This window comes from Psychrobacter aquimaris, assembly GCF_016107525.1.
GTDB lineage: Bacteria > Pseudomonadota > Gammaproteobacteria > Pseudomonadales > Moraxellaceae > Psychrobacter > Psychrobacter aquimaris.
Genome location: NZ_JABASR010000001.1, coordinates 402,720 through 421,239, shown reverse-complemented (window position 1 = coordinate 421,239; position 18,520 = coordinate 402,720). Strand labels below are relative to the sequence as shown.

The following is an 18,520-nucleotide window of genomic DNA, read 5'->3' as shown; positions in this document are numbered from 1 at the left end:
TCCTTAGTCATCAACTTGCGTATAGTCTATCTCTTCAATGCCGTCATCGTCTGGCTCAGGCGTGCGCCCAAAGTCGCCGCTACTGGCTGTCTCCTTAATCCACTCAAGCCTATCATCAAGCTCAGCCTTCAATCTATCCCTTGCTTCTCGTTCTTGCCCGTCAATATCACCCAATGCCTCAAGCGCTCCTAAGCGCCTATCTTGGTCGGACTGACTAAAGTCTTCTGGGGTAATGCCGCATAGGGGTAATTCAACTTCGCTTATAGTCTTTGAGGCGCGAGTAGTCACATCAAGCGCATTAGCCAAAATATTTATCACTGCTATCTTTTTTTGTATAGTCTCAGGATCAGCATCTTTATCATCCAGATCGTCAAGCAAACTTAGCGAAAGCGAGACTACATTATCTTGAATATCACCTTGTTTTTTCCACCTTTTACGATGTTTGACAATGATAGCGGCGCGTTGTTTTGCGCTCATGACGACATTGTCCATTATTCCATCAACAAGGGCTTTTTTTTCTTCCAAATGGGGCGATTCTTCCACTGTTTGTGCTTTATTAGTTTTTGGAAGATTATTGGAAGTTTTTGGCTTGGAATTCTTCCTATTTTTCCCGCTTTCTTCCTGTGTTTTCTTCCTTTTTGCAGCTGCGGGCAAGGTATTTTTCTGCCATTCTTCCTTTTTTCTGCGCTTACTAATGGTGCCAGTAGATTTAGGCACCTCATTGCCAAACTCAACTTCTAATTGAGTGATAATATCAGCATCAGTTATCTTATTGGTATTCTCCCAAAGTAGTCTTGCAACCTCCCACATATCACGAGGTACTGAATTTTTACTCGCCACAAGTCACCCCCACAAACACATCATTAGGATCCGTTATAAAACTATCATCATCCAAGGTCTTAGGTTTGGCAAGCGGTATGCTGTACTGGTAATGCTTATCACGATCAGCAAGCAGTCTATGCCTATCCTCTTTATCGACACGATCTAATATCTGCGCCATTTGCATATCAACCGCTTGCGCTTGTCTTGCCTGCTTAACCTCAATGTCTCTAATGACCCGCATAACATCACCTATCGCTTGATAAGTGGGGCTACCCACTACCGTATTAACGCTATCGGTCTTAGCAGTTTGGCAAAGCCGTTTTGCGCTGGCTAGCAGTGCCTCATGATCGTTTTTAGAAATAGATTTGACGTGAGTAACCATAACGCTTGCCAGCTCAGTCGTTAGCATCTGAACGAGTGCTTGCGACTGATTAACCACATGATTAACCGTACCTGCCAGCATATCCATTTCAGGCTCGCACGATAGGCCGCAAATATAGTCGAGCGATTGCCCGTATAAATCTTGAAAGATAAGAAGGTCAGCCAGTGATAGGTTGTGCTTGCCGTTCTCAATCTCGCTAATGCGATTACGATTGTTTGACACGCCCCACACTGCTTGCATCACCTCTGTTTGACTCATGCCAGCGTTACGCCTAGCCGCTGCCAAGTTTAGTCCAATAGTAATATTAATGCTTTTTAAGTCACGCTTAGTAAACCCTAATCGCTTTGCCATAAGTGCATCCCTGAGATATTGAGCATTGCAGCCACCTTGCAATGCAGATATAATCAACTCGCTATCGTTGTTCAGATCAAAAACTTATGTAATATCCAAACACCCTTGCCTGCCAGCTTGGGTGTTTTTTATTGTCTAGGCTTTATTCTTTTTAGGACCATTAATTATCAAGTCTTTCATCTGATAACATCTTGGGCAAAATAACATTGGAAGATTAAGCTTGTAATTTGTATCTACCTGCTCTTCCGTCAACTCTCTAGTGCATGAATCGCAACGCTTGGCTTCCTCAACTTTAACCATGCTCACCCGATCACCTCCTTGTTGATAATACCAATGACTACAACTGAGTCTTTTATCTTATCTAAAGTGCTCATAGTTTGATCGCAATCGCTACTACTGTTAGCTTGACTCAAGTGATAGTTGATAGCATCGCGCAGTACACTAGCGAGCTTAGCATCCGGTAAATCAAGCATTTCTCTTAGCGGTATATTGTTCATTACTCGCTCACCTCCGCAATAAAGTCACCCAACACAGCATTACCATCGACTTGAGCGTGCAACCAAGCCAATTCCCGCGAGTTATCCAGCACAATGTCACCCGCTTTAAACTCAATAGGGTTTTCTGAAATATGACCACCCTCGATACCGCCACGCCCGGTAAGATGGATCAGTACACCATGCTCACGCACTAAGTCGGCTTCATTCTCGAAACGAACGTCAGGCACAACCACGCACATGCCAGCGTTCAGACGTGCAAATGCTTTTACCCAAATTTCACCGCCAATCATGTGACGACCCCAGTCTGTGCCTAGTGTCTGCATCATATAACGTGGCGTAACATCAAAAGCCTCGTCAATTACAGCCTTGGCCTCATCACTGCAATCCAAACCGATAGCCGTTAGCATATTCTTGATCGGATCAGCAAACGCTGATTGCGTCCAGTCATCACTTAGATTGCTAAGCAAGTGGCTGGCAAGTGTATTTTTTCCGCTTTGGGCTTGTCCTGCGATACCGATTAAGCGCATTGGTACGTCATCTGGGATAGAAAAGAAGTCGCAAGTAACCGATTTGTCCTCACCTGCCGCCAAGTCGAAGCTAGCAAACGGTACGGCATTCATATCATTTTCACTAATATCACCAAATGTCTGTGCTGGCGTGTCATCGTTGAATGTGTCGTCGACTGCTGGTGCTGGCTTACTACCTTCTGTTTTAGCACCCACCAACGCCTTAACCTGCTCTGTACTTTTACCAAAACAACACCTTAAGCAAACGCCATTGTTTGTAATAAAACCACTATCGGTCGAGCCAGCCTGACACGGGCGCTCACATAGCGGGCAAGATGTTGCTGTGCAGTCTTTTTTTGGTATAGAAGTCTTTATTTCACTATCTTTAGCCAGCGACTCAGGTATAGCGGGCGTCATTTTAGGCACAACGGTCATAGCGATAAACTCTCGCAAATCATCACAAAGCTGGCCACCCCTATCTATCAAAATGCGGTTAACCTCACCAATACTTACAAAAGACGCTCTAGTAGTTACGTTGACCTTGTTAGGTATATTTAATAAAAAAACACTTTTCTTAGTGGCATGCTCTCTAACATATTTATCAAAAGCGGGTTGGTGTATCTTAATAAGCTCTGCCACATCGCCTTTCCTAAAATAAATATCGTTATCTATAAAGACAGCCGTTAATCTTTTTTTATTAAGATTAAAATAATAGATGTTTAAATCAGCATCTTTATCGACATCAATAGGATCGATATTTAATCGATCAGCTTTAAGCGCTGGCACGATGTTATCCCTAATAGCTAATCTCAAGCTGTCTGTCTTACCATCACGCCGCCCTTGCAGTATGCTGAAAACCCCTTTTTCAGATATGAATCTATGGCGGTTTAAGCCGCTATGTTCATTCTCCATCAAGAAGTACGTCAGATCACTGTCAGTCACATGGTTGGTTAATGATTTACGCAAATTACCCACCCCTAACGCTTCACCAAGCTGGTAGAACGCTAACCACAACTTGCCATCTGCCACAACCGTAGTTATTGGCGAATTGTTTACGTTAAAGCTAAAACCTCTCTTAACATCACTCATAAAATAAACTCCTTATTGTTCTTAGCTGTGGTTTCGTAAATGATAATTCCGTACTTGTGGGCCATTTGTTTTGATTTATCGATATAAGTTCTAGTGCGCCTGCCCTTAAAATCCTCTACCACCTCGCAATCTTTCTCAATATTGAAATAAACGAAGTCAGCGATATAATTCATAGCCCTGTGCGTTATCTTTCCAGCGTCATCGCGCATTGTTGGGGTCAACTCAAACGGCACTTGCAAGCGCAAATCTTTAATCCGCCCTTGCCTCTCAAATCGCTTTAGATGCAAGTATCGATCACCCTCGCCAGTGCTATGGAAATGAATGCCATCGATGACCACTTCGATATTATTAAACTTAGACTTTTTAGCGCCTTTTGCAGGCCACAATCGCGCTATCTTTGCCGCATTTGCCTGACCAGCTTTACTTTCAACAATGTTCGCCCATCTAATAGCTGTTTTGCGTGCCAATTTACTACCCTCCTGCCTTCAAATGGTTCTCACGCCATCATTGACTGACTTCAACACTAAGTCGCTCACAGCGTCATCCAATGCGCCACCTTCCTTATCCCACCGACACGGATCGTTATGCCTGATGCCGTCTATCTCGATAGCGCTACATGAGTAACGCTGTAAATCGATGTTGTATGTCAACCCAATGACGAAATCACCTACTTCTGTCACTGCTGAATTTTTACGATAGATAGCAGCGTTCGGCTTGCCAGCCTTGACTGCTTTTACCAAGTCAGCGAATTTGCGCTCACCTGGCGTATAGTCGGATGGGTCCTTCTTCATGATTCAATCACCTTAACTGAGTAACGTGTCGCAACCTTCGCAAAACGTCGTTCGCAACTGGTGTGGCTCATGGTGATAACCGCAGTCACCGCATGTATAGCCAGGCTTAACCTCAATAACACCTCTATCAATCGCACTGTTCTGCCAGTCCGTAGCATCAAAACCACCACAGTAGTAGTAAAACCCTGTCTCAATATCAGATACCCATGAGCGATGATTAGGCGTTAAGTGACTTTTGGTGCACTCAAACAACCAAACTCTGCCTTGTGAATCCATAACTGCGCTTTTGACTTCTGGTAAGGCACCTTCAAACGCTTTCTGGGTCAATTTATCTTCACCGCTGCGTAGTCTTAGGTCTGTTAAGATACTAATGCTCACTTGCTCGCCTCCTTAAAATCCAACATGCCATACTTATTGATATAAGCGTCTCGACTTACTGGCTTCGCTTTGGGCTTAGCTTTGGGTTTATTGACGTGGTACTTGCCGTCAGCATCAAAGTATTCGCTGTGATTGATCGCGTCCTTGGCGTGCTCTTCAGGAATAACAGGGACCACTTTAAAACTGTTAGCCTCTGCAATAGCGTTCATGACATCGTGTAGCGTGATGAAGTTTGCGCGTATCTTTAAACCGTCATGCCCTACACTGATGTTTAGCAACTGAGTGTTATCACCCAGTAGCTCCACGCTCGCTGAGTCGTTGCACATATTGTAAAAATCTAGCGAGTCGGTCAGGTCTATTGTTAAACCATCTAGTTGTATTGATGCCATTACAGCCATCTCCTATGCGAACTGAACAAAGCCATCGACTGCGGCAAATTCAAAGGTTTGGATTAAGTTGGTAAGCAAGCCTTGATTCCACTCGTTCAACTCGCCAGCGTGTTTAGATACTGTATGCAAGTCATTCAATATCTTGCGGCAAGTCTTGGTGCCAATCTCGCCTTCGTTGTCTGCAAAATAAATAAGCTCTGACAAAATACCGCGCTGACCTTTTTCCCAGTCGTCACAGACCCGCGCTGCATAGATACCGCGATACTTACTGCCAGCAATTAATGGCTTATACCCTGCGATACGTGCCAGCTCGTTACGTAAATTGCCGTAAGTAGAGTAAGAGCTGCTGTAAAAGCTGCGCGCATAGCTAAACCCATAGACCTGCCCTACTTCTAAGTCGTCGCCCTGCTCCCACTCTGAATTGCAAATACCGATATAAACCTGATTGGCCCACACTTCTGGATGATTGGTGTCGCCCATCTTTGGGTTTTCAATCAACTTTGTACCTTTGTACGCTGTAATATCTAATCCCATGATCTTTCTCCGTAGTAGTTTTAATTAAAGTGTTCTTACTCGACCAGTAAGCATCCGATAACTTGGCCATGTGCTGATAAAACTCATGCCATCTCTCCTTGTATCTCAGCGAGTAATCTCTGATAAGCCTTGTTCGGGTTCTCGCCTTTGCGCTTATGCTCTTTGATATATCGATCAGTCTCAATGATACTCATGCCCGGTAGCGGTTCCGTCCAGCGCCAGTTAGGGTCATTCATAGCTGGCACGTAGGTAACTGGCTCTACTGGCTGAAACTCTGCTTGACTAGGGTGATAAACGTCAGCTTGCTGGCTAGTCGGCTTGTAATCAGGGTTCTTATCGTTCCAACCGTTAAATGCTGGCTCGTATTTCTCTTGTGCTGGTACTGGAACAAGCTTATCCCATTCAATCTTTTTGTTTATCCAAGTTGTTAGCGCTGCGTTCCAATCTTTAAACTGCTTGCCGTTTGACTGGTGAGTAGATTTAAAGGTTTCCAAAGTAAGATCGATATTGATGCCGTACTCATTCATCTTTTCTACTTGCTTGTCAGTAGGTTTAAAATCGTCAGGATAATCAGTTAATTTTTTCTTTTTGCCCTTTATAGATTCATTGATAGGTTTAATGATAGGTTCAGTGATAGGTTTGGGTGTATCTCCTACACTAGGGTGGTGTATCTCCTGCACTACTTCTGGTGTATCTCCTACACTAGGGTGGTGTATCTCCTGCACTACCCCCTTGTGGTTCATTTCCTGCACTGGTGTAGCTGCTACACCACCAACATCCTTTACTTGCTTGCCTTTTGACAAGGTAAGGTGGTAGATATTGCTAAGACTTTTCTGTGCTTCCTTGTCATAACGTTTCTCGATCCATAGGAAATCATTCTCAGCTAACCACTTAATGTGATTGATGACAGAGCTACGGCTAATCTCACATGCGAAAGCCAACGATTCGTAGCTGGGCCAGCAATAGCCATTATCGTTTGCTTGGTCAGCAAGCTTGATTAGCACCATCTTGCGTAGCGGATTACCGACGCGAATATCAAAAACCTGTGCTACTAATTTAAAGCTCATTACACTACCCTCAACTGACCAGATGACTTGTTTTGCATCAACTTGGCAATATGTGCAACGCCAGCCGCGGTAAACTTAACTTGGACAGTCGCAAAATCATGACCATCCTTGTCTGCATAACTGCCTAATTTCTGAGTCATGAAGCCTTGTTTGATACGGTGAGCATGTGCGTTTAACCTACCGTTATCATCGCGGTACAGGAATCGTGACGACATGGGCTTGCTTTTATCCAGACAGCGCTTTACAAACTCACGTTCAGGTATGCCAACGGCTTTTGCTGTCTCACGTATGCCAAGAGAGCCCCTAGCATGACTGAGCGTGTCTAATGCTGCCGCTTTCGGTTGCAGATCCTTAACTTGCTCCAAAGCAGCTTGCTCACCATTTTTGGTAACCAATAGCTCTTCTAGGGCAGATATGTAGTCATGAGGCAGTGCGACGACTGGCTGGCTAGCACTGGCTTCTAATTCCTGCCAGCGTCTATTAATACGAATGCGAATATCAGCGCGATAACCAGTTATCAGGTCAATCGTCTGTTCTTTACTGAGTAAAAATTGACGATGCTGCTGATTACCAGTGTTTTGAAGGGTGTAGTACCCCTGCTCAACTTTGAGCAAGCCCATTTGTGCATAGTTTTCATTAAGAGTGTCGATATCACGACAAACGTTGCGGTGCTCTTTACCGCACAACTCGGCAATTTCACGACTGCTCATTGTTTTAATGTTTTGCGCTAAAATATTCATTCTGATATACTCCAATAACGAGTTAAGTTTTGTGCCCATCTCAGTTACCGCTGATTTGGGTTTTTTATTGCGCGTCTAATTCGTATCGAACTATCAACCTGCCACTCTTGACGCCCACAAGCTTGTAACCTAGCTCGCGTATGTCAGATATGATGTTTCCTAAATACACTCGTGACATCTGAAAATCTGACACTTGGTAGAAGCCCTTCTCTTTGATCTGATCAAGCACTTCTTGTCCAACCTTGGTTGTCATTTTTTCTGAAAAATTGATTGTCTTAACTGGCTTTTTAGCCACATTGACCTTCTCTTTAGCTGGTTTAGCTATATTCTTAGCTACCTTTAGCTGCTTAGCTGGCACTACCTTTTTCGCTGGCTTGGTACGCTCGCTCTTTTGACGCAATACCGCAGTGCCGCTATCGAGGTTAAACATCGCATCAAGAAATTCATCTTGCGCCTTTGCTTCACGAGCTCTTCTAGCTTCATGTCGTGCCAGCTCAGACTCGTTCACATCATCAAGGATGGTTTTTACTTTCACACTTGGGTCATCTAAGTTGGTAATGCCGACGTTTTTAGCAAACCATTCAACCGCATAGATTGGTGTTGCTGTGTCGCTGACTTTCGGATAGGAACTACGGTCTGAAAAATATTGTTCTTCTAGCATTACAATCCCCACTGTCTGTTACGATTTATTTTCTACCCTCTTCCTGCCAGCGAGCGACGATATGCGGGTTGTCACTGGCGTGCTTTTCGTCAACGTGCTGACTAAGTGCACGTAACTCCGACAATGCTGTCTGTATTACGGCGTTAAGTGATACTCGCTGATCGCAACTGATCTTGCCGTCTTCAAGTGCTTGGTGTAGCTCATTCATGACATTGCCCTGGCATGCTGATGCGGACAAGGCTGTCATTATTAAGTCGTCCTTCTTTGCTGCCACGCCCACTTCGCAATACACTCCGCCCAACCGCTGCGCCATCGCTTGGATGATGCTGTGGTCGCCCGTGAACTCCATGATTGCCATAGCTTCATCTAAGCGTAGATGGTGAGCTGGCGCGCTTGGGTTGACTTTATTATTCAGCACAGCAACTGACATGCCTAAACGTGTTGCTAGGGCGGCTGACCCGCCGTGCGCATCGCTGTGTACCGTCTTGTGTGCTACATCTATTACGCTCATCGTATTTTTCCTATTCATTTGCACGTTTTTATTGAACGGTTTTAAATTTAATATTTGTGACAGGGTTAGGCTTCTTCTGATAAGTAAGCTTCAACTGGCTGAACGTCGTTAATATTTTTATGCATAAATATCTCCGGATGTTCAATTTTTGCGTCTCTTGAGATGCCGCGTTTAACCCAGTTGTGAACGGTATTGTTCTTATAGCCAAGTGCGTCAGATATAGCCTTTACACCACCTAACTTCTCTATAACTTTTTTATCGAACTCTGCTTTTGACTTTGTATCCTTCATGTCTAACTCCTATAGTCACATGATATGAAATATATTATCACATAGTGTGAAATAAAAGGCAATAAACAAGTTCGTCCGTGTGAAACAAAGTTACTCACACGTTGTGTAAAATACTTATAATAAGATTGATAACGAGGTGACTTATGCACGAAAGTATGAAAAGACTTCAAGAAGTCGCAAAAACAGATAGAAATTCTGATATTTCACGCGACTTAAATGTTGGTGCCTCTACAGTAGCAAACTGGGTTAAAAGAGGTGTATCAAAGGAAGGTGCTTTAGCAGCCGCGGCTAAGTACGGTGGGGATGCTAATTACATATTAGATGGTGTTCAAGACATTAAGCCGTCAATAGCTAGCCTGCGCAGTAAGATTCATGCCATTCAAAATGGTGATGCTCATGACATGCCAGCTCCAGTAGGTACTGTGAATATACCTATGGCTGAAACCTCCGATGAAGTGCCTATTTTAAGTTGGGTGGCTGCTGGTAGTTGGTCTAATGTGGATGCTGTTACTTTTGATGATGCTATAGGCAGGATATCAAGACCAAATAATCTATCAAAAAATGGTTTTGCCTTGATTGTACGAGGCGAAAGCATGCTGCCTAAGTTTGATCCAGACGACATTATTTACGTTGAACCTCAGACCGGATTGTTTGCGCTAAAAAACAATGATCTTGTGATAGTTCAATGCAACAACGACACGGAAGCAACGTTTAAGCAGTTAGTTCTAGGTGAAACATCGGAAGATATGTATCTACGTCCGCTCAATCCCAATTGGCACGAACAAAGAATGACGCCAATGGGTGACTGCAACTTAGTAGGTAAGGTGGTGGGTAAATATGTCGAATACTAATAGCTGGGCTTACATTTGGATATGCCACTTAATACGGCACGCTACGGTAGTTAATACACTTCCTTTAGGATGGTGTGTCTATCGTGAAGCTTTAAATTTTGAATAACACAAGGATGTGATCAATGAAAGAATTATTGCTAACTATAGCGCTTTCTCTCTTTGCCCTGTCATCCAACGCTGGAGTCGCTACGATAGACAATCCCTTTCAAAGCAATACTATTTTGAAAGAATCTGTCGAAGTCGATCATCCGCTATTTACCAAAGGTGCTGGCGGTTCGCAGTGCAAAGGCTTACCTAGTACTTGTGGCCAGATGGCCAACTGTGAGCAGGCTAAGCAAGCACTGAAGTGCGGTAATAAGCAACTAGATAGAGACAAGGACGGAGTACCATGCGAATCAATTTGCCCAGGTGGTTAATTGGCATTGCTGTCTTATCCTTAGCTGCATGCACCCCTTCTCACAATGACAGTTACGCTAGTAAATTTGTTTCTGGCTATGTTGTAGTGCATGAAATATTCTGGTCCGCTGATCATGATGGCCCCTACCCATTTACGACATCAGGTGAAATATCCTGTGTTTATTATCCAGAGTTTGGCACTGAGGTATATTTTGAACCTGCAGGCTATATTGATGAGTCTTCGATTGGCACTCCGCTTAATAAGGCGGCTGCAGAGTCTCTAAAGCAAGCAGGTTTAGTTCCAAACGTGCCGTATAGCATTAAGAAAGGTGCTGACTTGAGTGAGGCTAGAGAGGTGGGGTTGAAGGCGTGTGGTGAGCAGAGGGAATAGGTTAATGTCAGATAAATAAAATTTGTAGTAGAGCTATATCAATAATTCTTTATATAAGAAGATTTTATTTAAATTCAATCTGAATATTTTTAGTAAAAAACTTATAAATAATGATCAGTAACTCTAATTTAGAGGCAAAAAGCATGAGATCTACTATCCTAAAAAAGATGGTCGTAGAAAAATTTAGAAACATGTCAAATGTAGAGATTGATTTTGGGGAAAGGCTTACTGTAATTAGTGGGAAAAACGGTACGGCTAAATCAACAATTTTAGGGCTAGTAGCTCAAATATTTAGTTTTGATAAAGACCATGCAAGTGATCAAAAGATAGATCATGAAACCTTAAGTGGTAAACAGTTCAAATCTAAATTTAGTGAGCATTTCCGTCTCTCAGAGGTATATGATAAGCCAGGAGAAATGAGTGTCATATATGACGTTTATGATGCTTACTTCAGACAAAATATTGAAAACTTGAAGTTAACTATGCCAGCTACTAGTGGTAGAACTCATAGAGCCGTCGTACGCAATAACCTACCAACTGCGACAAGTAGCAATACATCTAGAAATGTTACACATCCATTAATCTACCTTAGCTTAAAAAGACTTATTCCCGTAGCTGATCGAAATGATGATAAAGTATATGACTTAGAATATCTTAAAAAAAATCAAGCCGACTTTGTCAGCTGCTGTAATGAAATTATAGGCAAAGACAAAGGTACTCATATTACGTCAACTAAAGGAACTATAGACTCGTCTGTAGTTCATGGACAAGATTATGACCATGAATCCGTTTCCTCTGGAGAGGATAATGTAGGGCAAATAGTTCAAGCATTATTTTCTTTCAAAAGACTTAAAGAGGAATATAGCGATTATCACGGCGGTATTTTAATTATTGATGAATTAGATGCAGGTCTATTTCCTTTTGCACAGGATAGAATTATAGATGTTCTAATAAAATATAGTAATAAATACAATATACAAATTATTATTTCATCACACTCTCCTACTATAATAGAAAAAATATTCGAGAAGAGCGAAAATGAAAAAGGAACAAAAGAGAATAACTTTAAAAGCATATTTTTAACTGATAGTCATGGAAAATTGCAAGTGCGTAATGATTATAGTTGGAGTGATATTTACGCCGACTTACATATAAAAACCAAAAGAGTATCTGATGAAATAGCCTTGCCTATAATTAATATCTATTTCGAAGATAAGGAAGCAGTAGACTTTTTCAATCGCCTAGTTACCAATAGAAAAATTAGAAAAATTATAAATCCTTTGAAAGATGTTAGTATGGGTTGTAAGGACTACTTGAAGCTTGTTAAACATAAGATACCAGAATTTTCTGAAAACAGTATTATAGTGCTAGATGCTGATGTAGTTGTAAATAGCACAGAAAATAAAAGCATTATTTTGCTTCCTAGTACTCAACCGCCTGACAGGCTGATCTTTAGTTTCCTATACAACCTTCCAAAAGAAGATGATTTTTGGAAAAATAACATTGGTTACAATAAGACAAATTTCATTGCTAATAGATGCACACAGGAAATAATAAAAAGATTAAGTTTAAATAATTATCCTGAGGGTTTTGATTTTAATTTCGATGAAATAATTGAAAAAGAGTTAAGCAATACTGAAACTAATGCTATTCGTAGTGTTTTCAAAAACTTCTATAACGACAGTGATTTTCAAAAGCTATTTAAAACTATTAAAAACAACCCTATAGAGTATTTTTTGAAAAAAAACCCTCATATGAAATCTGATTTTGAAGAATTATTTATAAGTAAAATTAAAGATATATTAATAAAAGATAAAAGAGTTCAGAAATCGGATGTTTATACGTATTTCACTTAAAACATATCTGTAAGTAAGATAGAGATTAGGTTAAAATAAGTTTGTTATGATACGAAATATGGTTAAGGTAAAGAATCAATGAAACGCTCACTTTCTCCTCTGCGCTATCCTGGTGGTAAAGCCAGCATATACGATATGACTCGTGACGTTGTTGTGAGCCATGATATGCAACTGTGCCAATACGCTGAGCCTTATGCTGGGGGCTGTGGTCTTGCCCTAAGACTATTAACCAACAATGTGGTTGAAGAGCTGCACCTTAATGATATAGATCAATCGATTTCCTCATTATGGAGCGCTATAGTCCATCAACCAGAAGAGCTAGCCAATCTTATTAGTTTAACCAAAATTGATATGGACGAATGGTATAAGCAAAAAGCAATACAGGATATTAAAGATACTGTGGATCCTTTAGAGCTTGCGTTTTCTACACTCTTCCTTAACCGTACCAATCGATCTGGTATCATTAAAGCTGGAGTAATAGGCGGAAAGAAGCAAAATGGTGCATATAGAATGGATTGCCGCTTCAACAAGGTAGCTTTGATAAAAAAAGTTCATCAGATTGCTGCGATTAAAGATAAAATTCATATTTATAATATGGATGCGATCGAGTTCATTGAAAAGCTAGAGAGTCTTACACTTCCAAAGCCCCTGCTCATGGTAGACCCTCCGTACTATAATAAAGGCCAGTCTTTATACACTAATTTTTATAATCATAAAGACCATGCGGCCATTTCTGAAAAGTTGGCCAAAACGGATTTGCCATGGTTACTTACTTATGACAACACCCCTGAAATTAGTGATTTATACAAAGAATTTGCACAGTACCAGTTTGATATCAACTACAGTGCCGCAAAGAAAAGAGTTGGTAATGAGCTGTTTATTACCTCATCGCACTTTGATAGCATTGAACATGAAAGACTGAAGATGGCCTAATCTTAATAGTAGGAACCAAAAACCCACCTCACGGTGGGTTTTTTATTACTTACCTATCAACCAAAGCCTAACTGGTACAAACCTTCTTAGATTGACTAATCTTTCCGTTATTACAAACGAACTTACCATTCTTGCAATGCGATACACCACCCATGCTTTTTGAACATGGATAGTTCTGAGCATTCGCCTGTACTACTGGCGCCATCATGAACATAGAGATTAGAAGTGCTGACCAAGTTTTCATAAGCAACCTTAGGGTTAGATGACGTGATCTTGAAATATAGCACTGCCATCTATCGTCAGCAACAGATATCTTACTTATGTTTATTATCTAAAATCCTGCCTCAGCATAGGTTAATGCTCGTATCTTAATAGGTACTGCACATAACCAAGCCATACCACCTGTACAATAAAAAAAATCATCTTTCATAGACTCAATACGAGCTGTAAAATCATTATTGGTTAGATTGGACATAGCTTCTTGATCAGAGCTATCGTCTACTGCACACCATATTTCTTGATGACCGGCTTTTAACATTGCACGAGTCAATTCACTACCTTTGAGCATTATATCCATATTAAATACCTCTTCGCCATTACGTACATTATAAAGCTCAACCAACGAGCCTGTAGAGAGCATTCCTTACTTATCTCTGAATATTCCGTACTTGCAACCATAACATTGCAGTAAATGTGCCAAGTAATAAAAGTATATTCTAATACATATATTCTTTATTATGAATATTTAATTATTGATTATTTGCATTTTTTATAAAGCATTAATCTTTAGGTATTTAATATCGATAAATTTCAACAGAGCTTATTTATAAGCCCACTTCATTTTGAGTGAGTGGGATTTTTTTAATTGGCACAGCATGCTTCCAAGAACCTTCTTCTTTGCAAATGAAACAACCATCTTCAGAAGCAATAATGTGCACTATGAATTTGCCATCAACGTTTTTAATAGTATTCATAGCATCCTGCTCGCTCTCATTGCTTACAGCACACCATACTTGTTTGTCACCACGTTCGAGCATTGCCCGAGTTAAACTACTGCCTACTAGTTTAGTGCTCATCTCGACCCCCTTATATTTAATTGCACTCATACTCTACACTTATATTCATATATTTCAATTTCAATATTCATAATTTTTTATAAATGGTAAACCCAACCCGCCATTGAGCGGGTTTTTTGTGACCTTTAACAATTAATTTCACAATACTTTATCACCAAACCACCTTAACGGGTGGTTTTTTTACAATTTTTTTCACATAATGAAACTTATAAAATCACGTAATGTGATATTTAATATTGACTTATTTTCACATGGCGTGATAATATCATCACATCCAAACGGCAAACGCCCTGCGAGCAATCGCTAAAACTATTTAACAACTTGTCAGATAAAAAAGCCAAACAAGCATTGCTTAGGACGCAATGGGCAGCCGTGGAAACACGCGCAGTTAATAAAAAATAGCCAACTATTTAACACAGCTGGCTATGACGTGTTAACTAAAAGGAATCGTATGAAAGAGTATTCGGATGACGAATTACAACTACGGCTCAAGCGCTTGAGAGAGCGAGTCGAGTTAAAGCAAGCGAATTATATCAATGCTTATCACGATATCGTTTTGATGGAAAAGATTAGCGACGAGATAGCAAGTCGTAATGATAAATAACGGTCTACGACCACTACTACGGAAGAATAAGTATGAATATTAATCACGATAAATCCACCGAAAGCTCACCACTAGCTGGTAAGACGGTAAAGATTAAAGCCAATGCTGTCCATGTTGGCGGTAGTGAATATCACGTTGAAGACTACTGGCATTTGGTTGCTGGCAAAAGCTGGATGTTCAGTGATGGCAATCCTGCCTGCCTAGATTACGCCATGCGCAGTGCTGGACTACCTGTCGACAACAACGTGCTTTACGGCAAGATTGGTGGCGCTGGCAAGCTGGTCCATATTTCAGAGGTAGAAGATCAGGAGGATGTATGAGCGAAGCAAATAGCAAATCTGTAGGAATTGAGCAATCGGATCTCATACTCGCAACTGGTGCACTCCAAGTAACTATCGAAATTGGTACTGCGAAAGGACACTCTATGGAAAATGAGAAATTAGCACTTAGTCGTTTAAAGGCCGCACTTGGCGTAACGGTATAAGGATAAAAGCATGAGCGTAGAAACCATCATAAAAAAGCTGTCCGATGGAATGATCGTAAAAATTAAGCATTACCAATCAGTGCAAAAGAAGGTGAATTTTGAGACTGGAAATAGCTCAACCAAGCGTACTGACCATTACCAGTTCATCACCGAGTCAAACGGTCAGCAGAAGACAACAGACATACCCAAGCGTTTATATGTTGCGCTACGAGCGTTTGAGATAGACTCAAAATTTAAAGGTGATTTATGAGTGAAAAAGAAAAAGTAACCACGGAAAGCCCGTTTCATAAAGTTTTAGAGAGTTGGGCAGATGAAGTGATTGAACAAGAAAAGAGACTGCCTGAGTTCTGTGAAAGCGTTGAGATGAAGCATGGCTTTACTCTAAAAAACGGCATGCAGGTACAGGTATTTGTAGGTCGGAACATTCTTGAAGAAGATTAGTTATTACAACATAGCCGATTGCTCGCAGTCGTCTATCTCGTAACAACTCTCTCAATCAAAAAAGGAGTCAATCTTGGGAACCAAAACAGAACAGTTAAGCCGACGCGACCAGATAGCAGCGGCAGCCATGCAAGGTCTTATTCAGGCAAACGCTGGCAAGAAAGTGAATAGCGTTCAGATAGCAGGGTCGGCAGTAAAGCACGCAGACGCGCTACTCAAAGAACTTAACGTCAACAATCAGGCATAGAAAAGCCCCAATCAGGTTGGACTGAATGGGGCGTAATACTCTACTACGGAGCGAGTAAATTATGACACGTTTATTAGAACGAATCAATACTGGCGCACAAGCCAGCCCAATCGAGCTTTCAGGCTCGGAATTAACCAAGCACGGTTTAGCCGGACGTGCTCATCAAGACAACTTAATGCTTTGTGCTGTATCAGATATCAGCGATGAAGACGCAATGGATAAATTATTCGTCACATTCATTTGCTGCTTTCATGGCACTCAATTCGTATCTGACTTGGGTGTACCTCACCTCTACGCTGTGCTGATTGATGAAACTGGCAAGCCGCTAACCATGGACGATCTAAGGAGAGCGATGTGAATAAGTTACTAGCCAGCCTATTGCTGGCAGCCATTGGAACATGGTCGGTCATTGCTTTCGCAGTCGCTCCAAACGCTGTAGATAGCGAGTTTGTCAATCAAGATTCACAAGTCGAGCGTCACAAGTTGATGCTGGCAGGTTACTACGAAGACAGTGATTTTGATGCTGATTTAGATGACGTGGAATATGAGGCATCGGAGAAGGCTAAGAACGCTGCTCATGCTAACTCAGTTATCGCCAAGGCATATGGGAGGAAGTCATGAGTGACTACCAACAACAAGCAGGCTGGGAATGGCGCGACCAAGAAGAAGAATGCTGGCACGCTGAGAATATCAGCAGCGATCTTCAGCTTAGTATGAGCGAGCTTGCAATAGCTCAACCAGTTATCGACCAGATGCTAGCGCAGTTTGATAGCGTGTTTGGTCAAAGTGAGGAGAGTATCTGATGTCACGTTTCACTAAAGCAGAACGTAAGAAAGCGAAGCTACGGCTTGCACTTGCTGGTGTATCAGGTTGCGGTAAAACTTACAGCGCTCTACGGATAGCAACAGGCATGGGCGGCAACATCGCAGTGATTGATACTGAGAATGACTCATCCAGCCTTTATGCAAGCGAGTTTGACTTCTCGTCTATTAGTCTAAGCGATCACAGTCCTGAAGCTTATATAAAGGCGATTAAGGATGCCACTCAAGAAGGTTTTGATATCGTCATTGTAGACAGCCTCAGTCATGTTTGGACTTTCTGCAAAGCAGAGATTGATAAGGTTGCAGAAAAAACCTTTAAGGGTAATAGCTGGGCTGCTTGGAGCAAGGTAACACCACGATATGACGCACTCATTCAGTGCCTCATTCAAAGTGATGTTCATATTATTACCACCATGCGAGCCAAGACAGAAACGGCTCAGGTTGAAGTTAATGGCCGTAAAAAAGTAGTCAAGCTTGGCATGAAGACGGAAATGCGTGACGGCATTGAGTATGAATTTACCACGGTGATTGATATTGACCATGAAACCAATGGCGCGGCAGTCAGTAAGGATCGCACTCATGTTTTCAAAGGACGCGATCACTTGGTGTTAGACGAAGGTATCGGTGAGGCGTTAATGACATGGCTCATGGATGGTGTTGAAGAGGTCTTTGTCACTCCTGAACAGTTGAATACGCTTAACAATATGTTTGCCACGATAACTGACGAAAGAGCTCGCGCAAAAATTCAAAGAGAACAGCCCGATTTGTCGAGAGTCTTGTCTAAGAATTATGAGTCAGTAGCCGATAGATTGACGAAGGTTATTGACTGGCAGGCAATGCAAGCTCAACCAAGCCAGACAGTTAATAACAATCAACAGGCGGCTTAAATTAAACCAAAGAAATATATAACCATTTTCTTCTTTTCACGACGGTCGGTTTTAATCTGATCGTTCAATAAGCATGTCAACCGTAATAAAAACCCAACCCACAAGGAAATATCAAAATGACTATTCAAACGAACGTAGAAAACTTCATTGGTGAAGTAAATGCTGGCGTACTTGCCAAGCAAATTGGCCACGCATTATCTGATGTCGCTGAAAGCGTAATCGCCCATGAAGACAAAGGTGAGATCACTCTTAAGATCAAGATGGCACCTTCTAAAAACATCAGTCAGGTCGAGCTTGATTACCAACTGAGTTATAAAGCGCCAAAAGCACGCAAGGGCTTCCGCTCTGAAAGTACACCAGGTGACACATTGATGTATGTCGGTCGCGGTGGTCAGTTATCAACCTTCCCTGAACATCAAGGCGATATCTTCAAGCAGAACGCCGATAGCTAACTCAATCCATCCCTAGCAACTGTCCGGATATTCCGGACAGTTCATTTATTAGAAAAATCAAACAACCCAACCA

The 18,520-nt window shown here is 41.6% G+C and carries 32 protein-coding genes; 16 read left to right on the top strand and 16 right to left on the bottom strand.

Annotated features, from left to right (window positions below):
- Positions 1–3: 3 nt before the first annotated feature.
- From JFC10_RS01925 to JFC10_RS01860, 14 genes are all read right to left on the bottom strand, one after another.
- Positions 4–840 (bottom strand): hypothetical protein, encoded by an 837-nt coding sequence (locus JFC10_RS01925; RefSeq protein ID WP_198331412.1) that lies wholly within the window; start codon positions 838–840, stop codon positions 4–6.
- Entirely contained in the window at positions 830–1,555 is a 726-nt protein-coding gene (locus tag JFC10_RS01920; protein ID WP_198331411.1) for a helix-turn-helix transcriptional regulator, read from the bottom strand. The genes JFC10_RS01925 and JFC10_RS01920 overlap by 11 nt, the downstream gene beginning before the upstream one ends.
- 302 nt (positions 1,556–1,857) lie before the next feature.
- Positions 1,858–2,052: a hypothetical protein gene (locus JFC10_RS01915; RefSeq protein WP_198331410.1), complete on the bottom strand. Its 195-nt coding sequence runs from the start codon at positions 2,050–2,052 to the stop codon at positions 1,858–1,860.
- Positions 2,052–3,647: a deoxynucleotide monophosphate kinase family protein gene (locus tag JFC10_RS01910; RefSeq protein ID WP_198331409.1), complete on the bottom strand. Its 1,596-nt coding sequence runs from the start codon at positions 3,645–3,647 to the stop codon at positions 2,052–2,054. Before JFC10_RS01910 ends, JFC10_RS01915 begins: the two co-directional genes overlap by 1 nt.
- Positions 3,644–4,114 carry a DUF1064 domain-containing protein gene (locus tag JFC10_RS01905; protein WP_198331408.1) on the bottom strand — a complete coding sequence of 157 codons (471 nt, stop codon included), beginning with the start codon at positions 4,112–4,114 and terminating at the stop codon, positions 3,644–3,646. Before JFC10_RS01905 ends, JFC10_RS01910 begins: the two co-directional genes overlap by 4 nt.
- A gap of 18 nt (positions 4,115–4,132) precedes the next feature.
- A complete protein-coding gene (locus tag JFC10_RS01900) occupies positions 4,133–4,438 on the bottom strand; it encodes a hypothetical protein (protein ID WP_198331407.1) in 306 nt (101 codons plus the stop codon).
- A 12-nt stretch (positions 4,439–4,450) separates the two neighbouring features.
- Positions 4,451–4,816 (bottom strand): hypothetical protein, encoded by a 366-nt coding sequence (locus JFC10_RS01895; RefSeq protein ID WP_198331406.1) that lies wholly within the window; start codon positions 4,814–4,816, stop codon positions 4,451–4,453.
- Positions 4,813–5,205 carry a hypothetical protein gene (locus JFC10_RS01890; protein WP_198331405.1) on the bottom strand — a complete coding sequence of 131 codons (393 nt, stop codon included), beginning with the start codon at positions 5,203–5,205 and terminating at the stop codon, positions 4,813–4,815. The genes JFC10_RS01895 and JFC10_RS01890 overlap by 4 nt, the downstream gene beginning before the upstream one ends.
- A gap of 12 nt (positions 5,206–5,217) precedes the next feature.
- Positions 5,218–5,739 (bottom strand): hypothetical protein, encoded by a 522-nt coding sequence (locus JFC10_RS01885; protein ID WP_198331404.1) that lies wholly within the window; start codon positions 5,737–5,739, stop codon positions 5,218–5,220.
- A gap of 83 nt (positions 5,740–5,822) precedes the next feature.
- Entirely contained in the window at positions 5,823–6,806 is a 984-nt protein-coding gene (locus tag JFC10_RS01880; protein WP_198331403.1) for a helix-turn-helix domain-containing protein, read from the bottom strand.
- Complete coding sequence (locus JFC10_RS01875) at positions 6,806–7,546, bottom strand: phage antirepressor KilAC domain-containing protein (protein ID WP_198331402.1); 741 nt, start codon at positions 7,544–7,546, stop codon at positions 6,806–6,808. Before JFC10_RS01875 ends, JFC10_RS01880 begins: the two co-directional genes overlap by 1 nt.
- A gap of 64 nt (positions 7,547–7,610) precedes the next feature.
- Positions 7,611–8,207 carry a hypothetical protein gene (locus JFC10_RS01870; protein WP_198331401.1) on the bottom strand — a complete coding sequence of 199 codons (597 nt, stop codon included), beginning with the start codon at positions 8,205–8,207 and terminating at the stop codon, positions 7,611–7,613.
- Positions 8,208–8,232: 25 nt separating this feature from the next.
- A complete protein-coding gene (locus tag JFC10_RS01865; protein ID WP_198331400.1) occupies positions 8,233–8,718 on the bottom strand; it encodes a phage regulatory CII family protein in 486 nt (161 codons plus the stop codon).
- Positions 8,719–8,783: 65 nt separating this feature from the next.
- Complete coding sequence (locus JFC10_RS01860) at positions 8,784–9,008, bottom strand: helix-turn-helix domain-containing protein (RefSeq protein WP_198331399.1); 225 nt, start codon at positions 9,006–9,008, stop codon at positions 8,784–8,786.
- A gap of 143 nt (positions 9,009–9,151) precedes the next feature.
- Here JFC10_RS01860 and JFC10_RS01855 point away from each other — a divergent pair, with 143 nt between their 5' ends.
- From JFC10_RS01855 to JFC10_RS01835, 5 genes are all read left to right on the top strand, one after another.
- Positions 9,152–9,859 carry a LexA family protein gene (locus JFC10_RS01855; RefSeq protein ID WP_198331398.1) on the top strand — a complete coding sequence of 236 codons (708 nt, stop codon included), beginning with the start codon at positions 9,152–9,154 and terminating at the stop codon, positions 9,857–9,859.
- Between the two features lie 122 nt (positions 9,860–9,981).
- Positions 9,982–10,275 (top strand): excalibur calcium-binding domain-containing protein, encoded by a 294-nt coding sequence (locus JFC10_RS01850; protein ID WP_198331397.1) that lies wholly within the window; start codon positions 9,982–9,984, stop codon positions 10,273–10,275.
- Positions 10,248–10,646 (top strand): hypothetical protein, encoded by a 399-nt coding sequence (locus tag JFC10_RS01845; protein ID WP_198331396.1) that lies wholly within the window; start codon positions 10,248–10,250, stop codon positions 10,644–10,646. The genes JFC10_RS01850 and JFC10_RS01845 overlap by 28 nt, the downstream gene beginning before the upstream one ends.
- A gap of 143 nt (positions 10,647–10,789) precedes the next feature.
- Positions 10,790–12,502 carry an AAA family ATPase gene (locus JFC10_RS01840; protein WP_198331395.1) on the top strand — a complete coding sequence of 571 codons (1,713 nt, stop codon included), beginning with the start codon at positions 10,790–10,792 and terminating at the stop codon, positions 12,500–12,502.
- A gap of 78 nt (positions 12,503–12,580) precedes the next feature.
- The gene (locus tag JFC10_RS01835; RefSeq protein ID WP_198331394.1) at positions 12,581–13,435 is read left to right on the top strand and encodes a DNA adenine methylase; all 855 of its coding nucleotides are present in this window, start codon (positions 12,581–12,583) and stop codon (positions 13,433–13,435) included.
- 331 nt (positions 13,436–13,766) lie between these two features.
- Here JFC10_RS01835 and JFC10_RS01830 read toward each other — a convergent pair whose 3' ends face one another.
- Positions 13,767–14,012, bottom strand: a complete 246-nt coding sequence (locus JFC10_RS01830; protein ID WP_198331393.1) for a hypothetical protein — start codon at positions 14,010–14,012, stop codon at positions 13,767–13,769.
- Between the two features lie 247 nt (positions 14,013–14,259).
- On the bottom strand, positions 14,260–14,511 hold the full coding sequence (locus tag JFC10_RS01825; protein WP_198331392.1) for a hypothetical protein: 252 nt from the start codon (positions 14,509–14,511) through the stop codon (positions 14,260–14,262).
- A gap of 451 nt (positions 14,512–14,962) precedes the next feature.
- On the opposite strand from JFC10_RS01825, the gene JFC10_RS01820 reads away from it, so the two are divergent.
- The 11 genes from JFC10_RS01820 to JFC10_RS01770 all read left to right on the top strand — a co-directional run bounded on the left by JFC10_RS01820 (position 14,963) and on the right by JFC10_RS01770 (position 18,447).
- The gene (locus tag JFC10_RS01820) at positions 14,963–15,115 is read left to right on the top strand and encodes a hypothetical protein (protein ID WP_198331391.1); all 153 of its coding nucleotides are present in this window, start codon (positions 14,963–14,965) and stop codon (positions 15,113–15,115) included.
- A gap of 32 nt (positions 15,116–15,147) precedes the next feature.
- Positions 15,148–15,435, top strand: coding sequence for a hypothetical protein (locus JFC10_RS01815; RefSeq protein WP_198331390.1), 288 nt, complete (start codon positions 15,148–15,150; stop codon positions 15,433–15,435).
- Complete coding sequence (locus JFC10_RS01810; RefSeq protein WP_198331389.1) at positions 15,432–15,599, top strand: hypothetical protein; 168 nt, start codon at positions 15,432–15,434, stop codon at positions 15,597–15,599. The genes JFC10_RS01815 and JFC10_RS01810 overlap by 4 nt, the downstream gene beginning before the upstream one ends.
- Positions 15,600–15,609: 10 nt before the next feature.
- Entirely contained in the window at positions 15,610–15,849 is a 240-nt protein-coding gene (locus JFC10_RS01805; protein ID WP_198331388.1) for a hypothetical protein, read from the top strand.
- Entirely contained in the window at positions 15,846–16,040 is a 195-nt protein-coding gene (locus tag JFC10_RS01800) for a hypothetical protein (RefSeq protein ID WP_198331387.1), read from the top strand. The genes JFC10_RS01805 and JFC10_RS01800 overlap by 4 nt, the downstream gene beginning before the upstream one ends.
- A 73-nt stretch (positions 16,041–16,113) precedes the next feature.
- Entirely contained in the window at positions 16,114–16,287 is a 174-nt protein-coding gene (locus JFC10_RS01795) for a hypothetical protein (protein WP_198331386.1), read from the top strand.
- A 61-nt stretch (positions 16,288–16,348) separates the two neighbouring features.
- Positions 16,349–16,645, top strand: coding sequence for a hypothetical protein (locus tag JFC10_RS01790; RefSeq protein ID WP_198331385.1), 297 nt, complete (start codon positions 16,349–16,351; stop codon positions 16,643–16,645).
- Positions 16,642–16,908 carry a hypothetical protein gene (locus JFC10_RS01785; RefSeq protein WP_198331384.1) on the top strand — a complete coding sequence of 89 codons (267 nt, stop codon included), beginning with the start codon at positions 16,642–16,644 and terminating at the stop codon, positions 16,906–16,908. The genes JFC10_RS01790 and JFC10_RS01785 overlap by 4 nt, the downstream gene beginning before the upstream one ends.
- On the top strand, positions 16,905–17,090 hold the full coding sequence (locus tag JFC10_RS01780; RefSeq protein ID WP_198331383.1) for a hypothetical protein: 186 nt from the start codon (positions 16,905–16,907) through the stop codon (positions 17,088–17,090). The genes JFC10_RS01785 and JFC10_RS01780 overlap by 4 nt, the downstream gene beginning before the upstream one ends.
- Positions 17,090–17,995 (top strand): ATP-binding protein, encoded by a 906-nt coding sequence (locus JFC10_RS01775; RefSeq protein WP_198331382.1) that lies wholly within the window; start codon positions 17,090–17,092, stop codon positions 17,993–17,995. Before JFC10_RS01780 ends, JFC10_RS01775 begins: the two co-directional genes overlap by 1 nt.
- A 116-nt stretch (positions 17,996–18,111) precedes the next feature.
- Positions 18,112–18,447 (top strand): hypothetical protein, encoded by a 336-nt coding sequence (locus JFC10_RS01770; RefSeq protein ID WP_198331381.1) that lies wholly within the window; start codon positions 18,112–18,114, stop codon positions 18,445–18,447.
- Positions 18,448–18,520 lie beyond the last annotated feature (73 nt).

Coding starts and splice junctions, on each gene's coding strand:
- JFC10_RS01855 (WP_198331398.1), top strand. CDS start 9,152: ATGCACGAAAGTATGAAAAGACTTCAAGAAGTCGCAAAAACAGATAGA.
- JFC10_RS01780 (WP_198331383.1), top strand. CDS start 16,905: ATGAGTGACTACCAACAACAAGCAGGCTGGGAATGGCGCGACCAAGAA.
- JFC10_RS01910 (WP_198331409.1), bottom strand. CDS start 3,647: ATGAGTGATGTTAAGAGAGGTTTTAGCTTTAACGTAAACAATTCGCCA.
- JFC10_RS01840 (WP_198331395.1), top strand. CDS start 10,790: ATGAGATCTACTATCCTAAAAAAGATGGTCGTAGAAAAATTTAGAAAC.
- JFC10_RS01820 (WP_198331391.1), top strand. CDS start 14,963: ATGAAAGAGTATTCGGATGACGAATTACAACTACGGCTCAAGCGCTTG.
- JFC10_RS01880 (WP_198331403.1), bottom strand. CDS start 6,806: ATGAGCTTTAAATTAGTAGCACAGGTTTTTGATATTCGCGTCGGTAAT.
- JFC10_RS01870 (WP_198331401.1), bottom strand. CDS start 8,207: ATGCTAGAAGAACAATATTTTTCAGACCGTAGTTCCTATCCGAAAGTC.
- JFC10_RS01920 (WP_198331411.1), bottom strand. CDS start 1,555: ATGGCAAAGCGATTAGGGTTTACTAAGCGTGACTTAAAAAGCATTAAT.
- JFC10_RS01890 (WP_198331405.1), bottom strand. CDS start 5,205: ATGGCATCAATACAACTAGATGGTTTAACAATAGACCTGACCGACTCG.
- JFC10_RS01830 (WP_198331393.1), bottom strand. CDS start 14,012: ATGGATATAATGCTCAAAGGTAGTGAATTGACTCGTGCAATGTTAAAA.
- JFC10_RS01865 (WP_198331400.1), bottom strand. CDS start 8,718: ATGAGCGTAATAGATGTAGCACACAAGACGGTACACAGCGATGCGCAC.
- JFC10_RS01900 (WP_198331407.1), bottom strand. CDS start 4,438: ATGAAGAAGGACCCATCCGACTATACGCCAGGTGAGCGCAAATTCGCT.
- JFC10_RS01845 (WP_198331396.1), top strand. CDS start 10,248: ATGCGAATCAATTTGCCCAGGTGGTTAATTGGCATTGCTGTCTTATCC.
- JFC10_RS01850 (WP_198331397.1), top strand. CDS start 9,982: ATGAAAGAATTATTGCTAACTATAGCGCTTTCTCTCTTTGCCCTGTCA.
- JFC10_RS01775 (WP_198331382.1), top strand. CDS start 17,090: ATGTCACGTTTCACTAAAGCAGAACGTAAGAAAGCGAAGCTACGGCTT.
- JFC10_RS01885 (WP_198331404.1), bottom strand. CDS start 5,739: ATGGGATTAGATATTACAGCGTACAAAGGTACAAAGTTGATTGAAAAC.
- JFC10_RS01805 (WP_198331388.1), top strand. CDS start 15,610: ATGAGCGTAGAAACCATCATAAAAAAGCTGTCCGATGGAATGATCGTA.
- JFC10_RS01800 (WP_198331387.1), top strand. CDS start 15,846: ATGAGTGAAAAAGAAAAAGTAACCACGGAAAGCCCGTTTCATAAAGTT.
- JFC10_RS01835 (WP_198331394.1), top strand. CDS start 12,581: ATGAAACGCTCACTTTCTCCTCTGCGCTATCCTGGTGGTAAAGCCAGC.
- JFC10_RS01810 (WP_198331389.1), top strand. CDS start 15,432: ATGAGCGAAGCAAATAGCAAATCTGTAGGAATTGAGCAATCGGATCTC.
- JFC10_RS01860 (WP_198331399.1), bottom strand. CDS start 9,008: ATGAAGGATACAAAGTCAAAAGCAGAGTTCGATAAAAAAGTTATAGAG.
- JFC10_RS01770 (WP_198331381.1), top strand. CDS start 18,112: ATGACTATTCAAACGAACGTAGAAAACTTCATTGGTGAAGTAAATGCT.
- JFC10_RS01790 (WP_198331385.1), top strand. CDS start 16,349: ATGACACGTTTATTAGAACGAATCAATACTGGCGCACAAGCCAGCCCA.
- JFC10_RS01825 (WP_198331392.1), bottom strand. CDS start 14,511: ATGAGCACTAAACTAGTAGGCAGTAGTTTAACTCGGGCAATGCTCGAA.
- JFC10_RS01875 (WP_198331402.1), bottom strand. CDS start 7,546: ATGAATATTTTAGCGCAAAACATTAAAACAATGAGCAGTCGTGAAATT.
- JFC10_RS01815 (WP_198331390.1), top strand. CDS start 15,148: ATGAATATTAATCACGATAAATCCACCGAAAGCTCACCACTAGCTGGT.
- JFC10_RS01915 (WP_198331410.1), bottom strand. CDS start 2,052: ATGAACAATATACCGCTAAGAGAAATGCTTGATTTACCGGATGCTAAG.